8 protein-coding genes are annotated in these 11,730 nt (G+C 67.1%); 6 read left to right on the top strand and 2 right to left on the bottom strand.

What is annotated here, in order from left to right; genetic code table 11:
- Positions 1 to 499: 499 nt before the first annotated feature.
- Complete coding sequence (gatB, locus tag AC5WS7_RS39815) at positions 500 to 2,014, top strand: Asp-tRNA(Asn)/Glu-tRNA(Gln) amidotransferase subunit GatB (protein ID WP_495959840.1); 1,515 nt, start codon at positions 500 to 502, stop codon at positions 2,012 to 2,014.
- 66 nt (positions 2,015 to 2,080) lie between these two features.
- Here the strand turns inward: gatB and AC5WS7_RS39810 are convergent, their stop codons facing one another.
- Entirely contained in the window at positions 2,081 to 3,214 is a 1,134-nt protein-coding gene (locus AC5WS7_RS39810; protein WP_495959839.1) for a PQQ-dependent sugar dehydrogenase, read from the bottom strand.
- 225 nt (positions 3,215 to 3,439) lie between these two features.
- Here AC5WS7_RS39810 and AC5WS7_RS39805 point away from each other — a divergent pair, with 225 nt between their 5' ends.
- The 5 genes from AC5WS7_RS39805 (at position 3,440) to AC5WS7_RS39785 (ending at position 9,741) form a co-directional block, all read left to right on the top strand.
- Positions 3,440 to 4,240: a DoxX family protein gene (locus tag AC5WS7_RS39805; RefSeq protein ID WP_495959838.1), complete on the top strand. Its 801-nt coding sequence runs from the start codon at positions 3,440 to 3,442 to the stop codon at positions 4,238 to 4,240.
- A 151-nt stretch (positions 4,241 to 4,391) separates the two neighbouring features.
- The gene (locus AC5WS7_RS39800; RefSeq protein ID WP_495959837.1) at positions 4,392 to 5,240 is read left to right on the top strand and encodes a nitrilase-related carbon-nitrogen hydrolase; all 849 of its coding nucleotides are present in this window, start codon (positions 4,392 to 4,394) and stop codon (positions 5,238 to 5,240) included.
- Positions 5,241 to 5,268: 28 nt separating this feature from the next.
- Positions 5,269 to 6,690: a dihydropyrimidinase gene (hydA, locus tag AC5WS7_RS39795; RefSeq protein ID WP_495959836.1), complete on the top strand. Its 1,422-nt coding sequence runs from the start codon at positions 5,269 to 5,271 to the stop codon at positions 6,688 to 6,690.
- A 164-nt stretch (positions 6,691 to 6,854) separates the two neighbouring features.
- On the top strand, positions 6,855 to 7,880 hold the full coding sequence (locus AC5WS7_RS39790; protein ID WP_495959835.1) for a TIGR03842 family LLM class F420-dependent oxidoreductase: 1,026 nt from the start codon (positions 6,855 to 6,857) through the stop codon (positions 7,878 to 7,880).
- A 421-nt stretch (positions 7,881 to 8,301) separates the two neighbouring features.
- Positions 8,302 to 9,741 carry an NCS1 family nucleobase:cation symporter-1 gene (locus AC5WS7_RS39785; RefSeq protein WP_495959834.1) on the top strand — a complete coding sequence of 480 codons (1,440 nt, stop codon included), beginning with the start codon at positions 8,302 to 8,304 and terminating at the stop codon, positions 9,739 to 9,741.
- Positions 9,742 to 9,797: 56 nt separating this feature from the next.
- Here the strand turns inward: AC5WS7_RS39785 and ilvD are convergent, their stop codons facing one another.
- Positions 9,798 to 11,639, bottom strand: a complete 1,842-nt coding sequence (gene ilvD, locus AC5WS7_RS39780; RefSeq protein ID WP_495959833.1) for a dihydroxy-acid dehydratase — start codon at positions 11,637 to 11,639, stop codon at positions 9,798 to 9,800.
- Positions 11,640 to 11,730: the final 91 nt, after the last annotated feature.

Here is an 11,730-nt window from a genome sequence, read left to right as displayed (position 1 = left end):
GCCTTCGGCCATGCGCTTCGAGGGCTGAACGACGAGCCCGCGCCGAAAACCTTTGGGGTTGGTGTTGCTGAGCCTTTCGCTTCGCGGGCGACTTCCAGCCCGACGGAGACGCTTCGCCGCTGGGTGCGTGAGCTTTCGCCTCGCCTCGCTTCGCGTCGGTCGGTTTCGGTGTGGTGGGTGCCGAGGCTTCGGGGTTGTCGGTGAGCGTTTCGCGGGCTGTTTCCTGCGGGACGGAGACGTTGCCGGTTCGGTGCGTTGGTTTTCGCCTTGCTTCGCGTCGGTCGGTTTCGGTGTGGGTGCTGGGGCTTCGGGTGTTGTTGGTGAGTGTTTCGCGGGGTGTTTCCAGCTCGACGGAGACGTTACGCCGCTGAGGGCGTTGTGTGGTTGCGGCTGGGTTTTGTCTGTCGGTCACACCTGGTTCGTGCCGTCGGCAACGTTGGCGCCCGGTCGTCGGGGGCGCGGGCCGCCGGGGTGAAGCGAAGGCAATTAAACTGCGAGCATGACTGCACCCACGGTGGACTTGATGGACTATGCCGATGTCGTCGACCGGTTCGATCCGGTGCTGGGCATGGAGGTGCACGTCGAGCTGGGCACCGCGACGAAGATGTTCTGCGGCTGCCCGACGACGTTCGGAGCCGAGCCGAACACCCAGGTCTGCCCGGTCTGCCTGGGCCTGCCCGGCGCGCTGCCGGTGGTGAACGAGAAGGCCGTCGAATCGGCTATTCGCATCGGTCTCGCGCTGAACTGCTCGATCACTCCGTGGGGCCGGTTCGCGCGCAAGAACTACTTCTATCCGGACCAGCCGAAGAACTACCAGATCAGCCAGTACGACGAGCCGATCGCCACCGACGGTTACCTCGACGTCCTGCTGGACGACGGCACCACCTTCCGGGTCGAGATCGAGCGCGCCCACATGGAGGAGGACACGGGCAAGTCGCTGCACGTGGGCGGCGCTACCGGCCGCATCCACGGCGCGAGCCACTCGTTGCTGGACTACAACCGCGCGGGCGTTCCGCTGATCGAGATCGTCACCAAGCCGGTCACCGGCGCCGGGGAGCGCGCGCCCGAGGTGGCCCGCGCCTACGTCACGGCGCTGCGCGAAGTGCTGAAGTCGCTCGACGTCTCGGACGTGAAGATGGAGCAGGGCTCGCTGCGCTGCGATGCCAACGTCTCGTTGATGCCCAAGGGCGCCAAGGAATTCGGCACCCGCACCGAGACCAAGAACGTGAACTCGCTCCGGAGCGTCGAGGTCGCGGTCCGGTTCGAAATGCGCCGTCAGGCAGCGATACTCGCCTCCGGCGGCTCGATCCTCATGGAGACCAGGCACTTCCACGAGACCGACGGCACCACCTCGCCCGGCCGCCCCAAGGAGACCGCCGAGGACTACCGCTACTTCCCCGAGCCGGATCTCGAGCCCATCGCCCCCGACGCGGCCTGGGTCGAGGAGCTGCGCGCCACCATCCCCGAATACCCGTGGCTGCGCCGCGCCCGCATCCAGGCCGAATGGGCCCTGCCCGACGAGGTGTTCCGCGATCTGATCAACGCCGGCGCGCTGGATCTGATCATCGCGACCGTCGATGCGGGCTCCTCGGTCGACGCCGCCCGCGCCTGGTGGGTCAACTACCTCACCGAGCAGGCCAAGGAACGCGACGTGGCGCTCGAGGAGCTGCCCATCACCCCGGGGCAGGTCGCCGAGGTCGTCGCCCTGGTCGACGCCAAGACCATCAACAGCAAGGTCGCCAAGCAGGTCGTCGACTTCGTCCTCGCCGGTGAGGGCGAGCCGGGCGCGATCGTCGAGGCCAAGGGCCTGGGCATGGTTTCCGACGATTCGGCGCTGCAGGTCGAGGTCGACAAGGCCCTGGCGGCCAATCCGGATATCGCCGAGAAGATCCGTTCGGGCAAGGTACAGGCCGCGGGCAAGGTCGTGGGCGATGTCATGAAGGCAACCCGCGGCCAGGCGGACGCCGCTCGCGTGCGTGAGCTGGTGCTGGCGGCCTGCGGCGTCGCCGGATAGTCTCCGTCTCCCGATGGACCGGCATGGCGGCGGCGCACCCGATCCGGGCACGCCGCCGACTCTCGGCTAGTCCGGCGAGCCGTTGCCCGAGCCGCCCTTCGGCGGCGGAATCCGCACCACTCGCTCGTCCAGCGGTCCGGCCGCGGACGGCTTGTTCACGGTGTCCACCCAGACGTACCCGTCCGGCCCCAGTGACGCGCCGTTCAGCTGACCGTACTTGTTCTGCGCGACCATGGTCGGCTGGGTGGTGATGGCGTGGGTGTTCTGGTCGGCGTTGGCGAAGGCCAGCGCCTTGCCTCCGGCCAGCGATACCGCGACGCCGTCCACGGCGGCCGCGCATCCGCCGACGCCCGGCCGGTCCGGCCAGGTCCAGCCGGTGCTCACCGTGCCGTTGGTGTCCACGCGCTGCAACCGGTCCTCGGTCGCGGTGCGGTCGGTGAACCAGATGCTGTCCTTGTGATCCGGGCATACGCCACCGGCCGTGCCGATACCCGAGGCGAGGATCTTCGGATTCGCGTTGCCGGGCGCCGGATTGTCGATCGTGAACACCTTGCCCGCCAGCGAATTCGGATTCCCGGCTGCTCCAGGATCACCGGCGTTACCGGTCTCCACCACCATCCTGGTGGCCGAGATGAAGTCGATGGCGCCACGATTTCCGTTGGTGCCCTTGGGAATTCCGGTAAGGATCGGTTTCGGGACGCCGCCCGCGCCGATGCGCACGATGCGGTTGTCGCTCGGCGTGGTGATGTACGCGTACATCAGCCCGTCCTCGTCGTAGGTCGGCGACAATGCGACAGCGGTGAGACCGCCGTCACCGGTGGCGTCGACATCGAGTTTCGCCACCTCGGCCGGGGGCGGCGGCACCTCGCTGGGGTCCACGTTGACCACCTTCAGCACCCGTCCGGTGACGCGCTCGGTCACCAGCGCCTGCTGCCCGTCGGGCAGCACCGCGAGTCCGCCGGTGCTGTCCAGGCAGGACACCACGACGCTCGGATCAGGGTCGACGCACGGCCCCGCGGCGCGTTTGGGTGTGGACGGCTTGGTCGAGGGCTTGGTGGTCGGGCCGGATCCCTCCGGACTGATGCTGGGTGCGGGGGTGAACGGTTTGGACGCGGAATCGTCGAAGCCGGCACATCCGGCCAGCAGGCAGGCGGTGACAGCCAAGCTCACAGCGATACGGCCCGCGACAACCACACTCATGGGTCAGACGTTACGGAAATACCGCGGCGCACGCTCGCAGGGGGTGACCCGACCGGCCCGCGTGGCGCGGACACGCCGTACCGAGACGAAGCGCGGATCCCGGCGTCGACATAGTCTGCACGGGTGACCGACAAGCCGCATGCATCATCCGAGTCGAACACTCCCGGGCTCTCCGGGAAACCGGCGGGCAGTCCGTACGATGGGCCGACCGGAGAGTTCCCGACGGTGAAATCCACTTCCGGCTCGGATGTCCCGCGCACCGAGGACGAGCTCGGCCTCGACCCCGATGTTCCCGCCGCGGGCGGCTCGTCCGCCACGCCGTACACCACCGGCCAGTACGAATCCGTCGGAATCGCCAGGTACGAAACGGTCGCGAACGAACGCCCCGCCGGGGACGCCGGCGAGTCGGAGCGCGAAGCCGCCTCGACGTATTCTTTCGCCACCATCCCGCCCGCGCCGAGCGCAGGCAACACCGTTCCGCGTAACCGCCTCGCCCGCACGGACAATCGTCGTGGCACCCAGGATCTGGGCCTGCTGGTGCTGCGCCTGGTCATCGGCCTGACCTTCCTCTACCACGGCCTGCAGAAGCTGGCCGGATGGTTCCACGGGCCGGGCTTGACCGGCACCCGCGAGATGCTGTCCTCGGGCGGCTGGAAGCAAGTCGAACTGTCCGCCTCGATGCTCACCGTCGCCGAGGTCGGCGGCGGCATCCTGATCATCCTGGGCCTGGCCACCCCGCTGGCGGCGGGCGCGGTACTGGCCTCGATCAGCGACGCCTGGCTCTGGAAGCAGGGCATGTCCAGCGGATTCCAGTACAAGACAGTCGAATTGGAGTCGATCCTGGCGGGTCTGGCCGCGTCGTTGATCCTCACCGGACCCGGCCGGTTGTCCTTCGACCGCAGCCGGGGCTGGGCCACCCGTCCCCGCTACGGATCCTTCGTGGTCCTGGTCCTCGCGCTGGTGGCCGCCGCGGCTGCCTGGTTCTACCTGCACGGCGGTAATCCGTTCCACGGCATACGCCACTGACCGCTGCCGCGGTCCGGCGTTCCCGGCCGAGAATTCCATGCATTTCCGCCTGGGCGTCGAGGCGGCAGGTTTACAATTCCTGCATTCATCGAAATATTCAGGAAATGTTTATATTCGACAATAACTGAAGAATTCGGGAAGGAGAACCTCCATGACGACGATCAAGGCGGCCATCACCCAGGCCACCTGGACCGGGGACAGGGAGTCGATGCTGGCCAAGCACGAGAAGTTCGTCGAGCAGGCCGCGGTCGAGGGCGTGCAGGTGATCTGCTTCCAGGAATTGTTCTACGGGCCCTACTTCGGAAATGTTCAGGACAGGAAGTACTACGAGTACGCCGAATCGGTACCCGGCCCCACCACGGCGCGATTCGCCGAACTGGCCCGCAGGCACAACATGGTCGTGGTCCTGCCGGTCTACGAACAGGAGCAGCCGGGGGTGCTGTACAACACCGCCGCGGTGATCGATGCGGACGGCAGCTATCTGGGCAAATACCGCAAGCACCACATTCCGAACCTGCCCGGCTTCTGGGAGAAGTTCTATTTCCGGCCCGGCAACCTCGGCTACCCGGTGTTCGACACCGCGGCCGGCCGCATCGGGGTCTATATCTGCTACGACCGTCATTTCCCCGAGGGATGGCGGGCGCTGGGGTTGGCCGGCGCGGAGCTGGTGTTCAACCCCTCGGCCACCAAACCCGGTCTGTCCAACCGGCTCTGGGAGCTCGAGCAGCCCGCCGCCGCGGCCGCCAACCAGTACTACATCGCCGCCAACAACCGAATCGGCACGGAGAGTGACGAATTCGGCGAGGCCGCGGTGACCTTCTACGGCAGTTCGTATTTCGTGGATCCACGCGGCAACTACGTCGGCGCGATCGCCTCCACCGGCACCGAGGAACTCGTGATCCGCGAGCTGGATCTGGACGTGCTGCGGGAGGTGCGCGGGGACTGGCAGTTCTACCGGGACCGTCGCCCGGATTCGTACCAGGCCGTGGTCGCGCCCTGAGCCTGCCCAGCCGAAGGAGTTGCCCGGTATGCCAACCACTTTCATCACCGGCGGCACGGTCGTCTCGGCGACCGGCCGCACCGCCGCGGACATCCTCGTCGACGGCGAGCGGATCGCCGCGCTGCTCGAGCCGGGCAGCACGGTGCTCGGCACGGACCTCGCCCGGAGTGCGGACACGGTCATCGACGCGACCGGCAAGTACGTCGTACCCGGCGGCATCGACGCGCATACGCACATGTCGATGCCGTTCGGCGGCACCATCGCCTCGGACGATTTCGAATCCGGCACCCGCGCGGCGGCCTGGGGCGGCACCACCACGATCATCGACTTCGCGGTGCAGAAGTTCGGCGAGCGGCTGCAAGATTGCCTGGCCACCTGGCACGAGATGGCCGCCGGACAGTGTGCGATCGACTACGGGTTCCATCAGATCGTCGGCGACGTGAACGACGCGTCGTTGTCGGCGCTGCGCGAACTGCCCGGCGAGGGCATTACCAGTTACAAGCTGTTCATGGCCTATCCGGGCGTGTTCTACAGCGACGACGCGCAGATCCTGCGCGCGATGCAGATCGGTGCGTCCACCGGTCTGATGACGATGATGCACGCCGAGAACGGGCCCGCCATAGACGTTCTCGTGGGCCAGTTGCTCGAGCAGGGCAAGACCGATCCGTACTATCACGGCATCGCGCGGGCCTGGCAGCTCGAGGAGGAGGCCACCCACCGGGCGATCATGCTGGCCGATTTGACCGGCGCCCCACTGTATGTCGTGCATGTCTCGGCGAAACAGGCTGTCGCACAGGTGGCTTCGGCGCGCGATCGAGGCCGCAACGTCTTCGGCGAGACCTGTCCGCAGTATCTGTACCTCTCACTGGAAGAGCAACTGGGCGCGCCGGGATTCGAGGGAGCCAAGTGGGTATGCTCCACCCCGCTGCGCTCGCGCGCGGAACACCATCAGGACCACATGTGGCAAGCGTTGCGCACCAACGACATTCAGATGGTCGCCACCGACCACTGCCCGTTCTGCATGAAGGGGCAGAAGGATATGGGCGTCGGGGATTTCTCCAAGATCCCCAACGGCATCGGCTCGGTGGAGCACCGGATGGACCTGATGTACCAGGGCGTGGTCGAGGGCCGGATCACCCTCGAGCGGTGGGTCGAGATCACCTCGACCACCCCGGCGCGCATGTTCGGGCTCTACGGCCGCAAGGGGGTGCTCGCGCCCGGCGCGGACGCCGACGTGGTGATCTACGACCCGAACGGGCACACCTCGATCGGCCTGGGCAAGACCCACCACATGAACATGGACCACTCGGCCTGGGAGGGGTTCGAGATCGACGGCCATGTCGACACGGTGCTCTCGCGCGGCAAGGTCGTCGTCGACGCGGGGGAGTACATCGGCCGCAAGGGCGACGGCCGCTTCGTGCGCCGCGATCAGTGCCAGTATCTGATCTAGGCCGGCGCACCGCCCGAGCTTGCGGAGTCGGCGGATGGGTGAACGCAGCGGGCGGGCAAGCCGGCCGAGTCTGCCGAGCCGGCAGGGCGAGCGGAGAAGGCGACGGGATGACGAGCCGACGGAGCTCGAGAAGTTGCCGGGTGGACTGACACAGGGAGACGACAATGCAATTCGGAGTGGTCCTGCAGTGTGATCCGCCCTCGGCGCGGACGGTGCAGCTCGCGAAACTCGCCGAGGCGTACGGCTTCAGCCATCTGTGGACCTTCGATTCGCACATCCTGTGGCAGGAGCCGTACGTGCTGCACAGCCGAATCCTGAATGAGACCAAGCGAATTACGGTCGGCCCGATGGTGACAAATCCGGCCACCCGGGACTGGGCGGTGACCGCGTCCACCTTCGCCACCCTCAACGAGGCGTACGGCAACCGCACCGTCTGCGGCATCGGGCGCGGCGATTCGGCCGTGCGGGTCGGCGGCGGCCACCCCACCACACTGCGGACCCTGCGCGATTCGATTCATGTGATCCGGGAGCTGGCCAATTCCCGTGCCGTCGAATACGGCGGGCGCACAATACAATTCCCGTGGAGTGCGGGCTCTCGGCTGGAGGTGTGGGTCGCGGCGTACGGACCGAAGGCCCTGGCCCTCGCGGGCGAGGTCGCCGACGGATTCATCCTGCAACTGGCCGACCCGGATATCGTCGAGTGGGCGATCCGCACCGTCCGGCAGGCCGCCGCCGCGGCCGGGCGCGATCCGGGAGCGGTGAAAGTCTGTGTGGCAGCGCCGATGTACATCGGCACCGACCACGCCCACATGCGGGAGCAGTGCCGCTGGTTCGGCGGCATGGTCGGTAACCACGTCGCCGACATCGTGGCCCGCTACGGTACGAGCGGACAGATCCCCGCGGCGCTGACCGACTACATCGCCGGGCGCCAGGGTTACGACTACAACCAGCACGGCCGCACCGGAAACGTCCACGCGAACTTCGTCACCGACGAGGTCGTCGACCGCTTCTGCATCCTGGGCACCCCCGAGGAACACCTCGTCGCACTCCGCCGCCTCGCCGGGCTCGGCGTCGATCAGTTCGCCGGGTATCTGCAACACGACAACAAGGAGGAGACCATGCGGGTGTACGGGGAGATCGTGATTCCGCAGCTGAGTCCGGCAGTTACCGCGCTGCGGGCGAACTCGTGACGGCGAACCGAAACAGCCTGCCCAGCTCGGGATCTCGACCGGCTCGCGAATGTGATTCACCGTCGGCTCGCGAATGTGATTCACCGTCCGCGCTGGATCTGCCGACGATCGGGCGAGCCGCTCGCATCGGCCGCGAGACGATTGCGCCCGCGTCTGGACCTCACTGGCACAAGGCCTTTCAGTGATCGGCGATAGCGGCCTTCGGTCGATCGAATCATCCCGCGACCATGCCTCGCGCACGGGGCAGCGGCAACTGTGGCGCGGATCGAGGCCCGCGCGACCCCGCTCGGTTTGCCGGTTTTCCTGGCCGACAACAGGTTTCACCGTGCTTCCGCCCTTCGGTGACGACCTCGGCGAGGGCGGGGCGAAGTCGTGATTCGAGCGGTAGTGCACGCGGTGCAGATCGAGTAGGGAAACAGCCATGACGAAAGCACAGACTCAGCCGGCCATAGCACGTTCGGCGCTGGTCAACGCGGACTTGACACCCACAACGGCGGAGACCGACGCCTGGCGCACCTGGGATCTGTTCTGCCTCTGGATGACCTCGGCGCACAGCATCGGCAGTTACGGGTTCGCCGTGGGCATGCTCGCGCTCGGGCTGACTGGGTGGCAGACCATGCTGGCGCTGTTCGCCGGAGTTCTGGTGCTGTGGGGCGGTAGCAATCTGATCGGCGTGGCGGGGCAGCGAGTGGGGGTGCCGTTCCCGGTGTTCGCCCGCGGCGCGTTCGGAATATTCGGCGCGAACATCCCCGCACTGCTGCGCGCGCTGGTCGCCGTGTTCTGGTACGGCATTCAGACGTACCTGGCCTCCACCGCGCTGATCGTGTTGTTGCTGCGGGTCGCGCCCGGGCTGAAATCGTTGACGCAGCACAGCTTCATCGGCCTGTCGGAGCTGGGCTGGATCTCGTTTCTGGTGCTGTGGGTGGTGCAACTGCTGATCATCACGTACGGCATGGGGGTGGTGCGCCGGGTTTCGGATTTCGCGGGGCCGGTGGTGTGGATCGGGATGCTCGCGCTGGCGATCTGGATTCTCGGAAAGGCCGGGTGGAGTATCGATTTCGACTCCCGCGCCGGGACGGCGCTCTCGGGCGGCAAGACGGTGGCCGCATTCGTCGGGGTGGCGTTCCTGATGGTGGCGTTCATGGCGGGGCCGCTGGTGAACTACGCCGATTTCGCGCGCTTCTCGCCCAGCAGGAAGGCCATTCTGCGCGGCAACGCGTGGGGTATTCCGTTCAACGAGACCGCTTTCGTGGTGATATCGATCGTCATCTCACTGGCCACGCTGAAGGTGTACGGCAAGGTGCTGTCCGATCCGGTGGAGCTGGTCGCGCACATCCACAGCGATACGATCGTCATCCTCGCCGCGGCGGTGTTCGCGATCGCCACTGTCGGCATCAATGTGGTGCTGAACTTCGTCTCCCCGTCCTACGACATCTCCAACACCGCACCGAAATACATCTCGTTCCGCAGCGGCGGCATCATCACCGCCGTGCTGTCGATCCTGGTACTGCCCTGGAAGCTCTGGGCCAACCAGAATTTCATCATCTACTTCCTGGGCGGCGTAGGCGCCCTGATGGGCCCGGTCTTCGGCATCCTGATCGTCGACTACTACTTGATCCGCCGCCAGCACACCGTAGTAGCCGACCTGTATTCCGAAGCGCCCCAAGGCGTATACCACTACACCCGCGGCTTCAACCCCCGAGCCCTGACCGCCCTGGCGATCTCCGGAACAGCCGGAGTCCTGACAGCCCTGATCCCTCACTCCCAGTACATAACCGCGCTGTCCTGGCCCGTCGGCGTCATCCTCGGCGGCGGGCTCATGTATGCCCTGAGTGCCGGAAGACGTTCCACAGCAGGGTAATCGGACCACCGCTCGGGCCCGCTCGTGGTGAGCGGGCCCGAATTGGTCGAGAGCGCTTACGGCACGCGCCGCACGGCGCCCTTGTCGGCCGACGTCGCCAACGCGGCGTAGGCGCGCAAGGCGGTGGTGATCGGACGATCGCGGGCGACCGGCTGCCAAGGACGTTCGCGCGCTTCCATTTTCGCGCGGCGTTCGGCGAGGACCTCATCGGAGACCAGCAGTTCCAGTGCGCGGGTGTGCACGTCGACGCGGATGCGGTCGCCGTTCTCGATCAGGCCGATGGTTCCGCCGCTGGCGGCCTCGGGGGAGATGTGGCCGATGGACAGGCCCGAGGTGCCGCCGGAGAAGCGGCCGTCGGTGATCAGCGCGCAGACCTTGCCCAGGCCCAGACCTTTCAGGAACGAGGTGGGGTGCAGCATCTCCTGCATACCCGGGCCGCCCGCGGGGCCCTCGTACCGGATCACCACGACGTCGCCGGGGGTGATCTTCTTGCCGAGGATGGCCGAGACCGCGTCCTCCTGGGATTCGAGCACCACGGCCGGACCCTCGAAGGTGAACAGGTCCTCATCGATGCCCGCGGTCTTGAGGATCGCGCCGTCGGGAGCGATATTGCCCTTGAGCACGCACAGTCCGCCCTCGACCGTGTAGGCGTGCGCGAGATCGCGGATGCAGCCGCCCTCGGCGTCGGTGTCCAGCGACGACCAGCGATTCTCCGTGGAGAACGGCACGGTCGTGCGCACCCCGCCGGGCGCGGCGTGGAACAGTTCCAGCGCCTCCTCGGAGGCCTTGCCCGAACGGATGTCCCAGGTGTCGAGCCATTCGTCGATGGTGCGGGTGTGCACGGTGCTGACGTCGGTCTCCAGCAGACCCGCGCGACGCAACTCACCCAGGATGGCGGGGATGCCGCCGGCCCGGTGCACGTCTTCCATGTGGTAGTCGGAGTTCGGGGAGACCTTCGACAGGCACGGCACCCGGCGCGAGATCTCATCGATGGTGGCCAGATCGAAGTCGATCTCGCCCTCCTGCGCGGCGGCGAGGGTGTGCAGCACCGTGTTGGTGGAACCGCCCATCGCGACGTCCAGCGCCATCGCATTGCGGAAAGCCTTGGCATTGGCGATGTTTCGCGGCAGCACCGAGTCGTCGTCCTCGCGGTACCAGCGGTTCGCGATCTCCACGACGGTCTTACCGGCCCGCTCGAACAGCGCGCGGCGCGCCGCGTGGGTGGCCAGCGTGGAGCCGTTGCCCGGCAGCGCCAGGCCCAGCGCCTCGGTCAGGCAGTTCATCGAGTTGGCGGTGAACATGCCCGAACAGGAACCGCAGGTCGGACATGCGCTGCGCTCGACCTCGGTCAGGCCCTCGTCGTCCACGGCGCTCGAGGCGCTGGCCGAGATGGCGGTGATCAGATCGGTCGGAGCCTGCGCGACGCCGCCCACGACCACGGCCTTACCGGCCTCCATCGGACCGCCGGAGACGAACACCGTCGGGATGTTCAGCCGCATCGCGGCGTTGAGCATGCCGGGGGTGATCTTGTCGCAGTTGGAGATGCACACCAGCGCGTCGGCGGTGTGCGCGTTGACCATGTACTCCACCGAATCGGCGATGATCTCGCGGCTGGGCAGCGAGTAGAGCATGCCGCCGTGCCCCATCGCGATGCCGTCGTCCACGGCGATGGTGTGGAATTCGCGCGGCACGCCGCCCGCGGCCCGGACCGCGTCCGCCACGATCTCGCCGACATCCTTCAGATGCACGTGGCCGGGAACGAACTGGGTGTACGAGTTCGCGATGGCGACGATCGGCTTACCGAAATCGGAATCGGTGAGGCCGGTGGCCCGCCACAGCGCGCGTGCGCCTGCGGCGTTGCGTCCGGCCGTGGTGGTGCGTGAACGAAGCGGTGGCATAGGTGTCGGGTCCTCGAATCTCGTCGCGGGGGGCTGTTCGGCGACTGGTGACTGCCTGGACGGCCCTTTTACGGTACTCCCGAGTGAGGAG

The organism is Nocardia sp. PLKS1-43, assembly GCF_059510335.1.
The sequence above is the reverse complement of the archived record's forward strand: the minus strand, read 5'-3'. Positions and strand labels throughout refer to the sequence as shown.

Coding starts and splice junctions, on each gene's coding strand:
- gatB (WP_495959840.1), top strand. CDS start 500: ATGACTGCACCCACGGTGGACTTGATGGACTATGCCGATGTCGTCGAC.
- AC5WS7_RS39810 (WP_495959839.1), bottom strand. CDS start 3,214: ATGAGTGTGGTTGTCGCGGGCCGTATCGCTGTGAGCTTGGCTGTCACC.
- AC5WS7_RS39800 (WP_495959837.1), top strand. CDS start 4,392: ATGACGACGATCAAGGCGGCCATCACCCAGGCCACCTGGACCGGGGAC.
- hydA (WP_495959836.1), top strand. CDS start 5,269: ATGCCAACCACTTTCATCACCGGCGGCACGGTCGTCTCGGCGACCGGC.
- AC5WS7_RS39790 (WP_495959835.1), top strand. CDS start 6,855: ATGCAATTCGGAGTGGTCCTGCAGTGTGATCCGCCCTCGGCGCGGACG.
- AC5WS7_RS39785 (WP_495959834.1), top strand. CDS start 8,302: ATGACGAAAGCACAGACTCAGCCGGCCATAGCACGTTCGGCGCTGGTC.
- ilvD (WP_495959833.1), bottom strand. CDS start 11,639: ATGCCACCGCTTCGTTCACGCACCACCACGGCCGGACGCAACGCCGCA.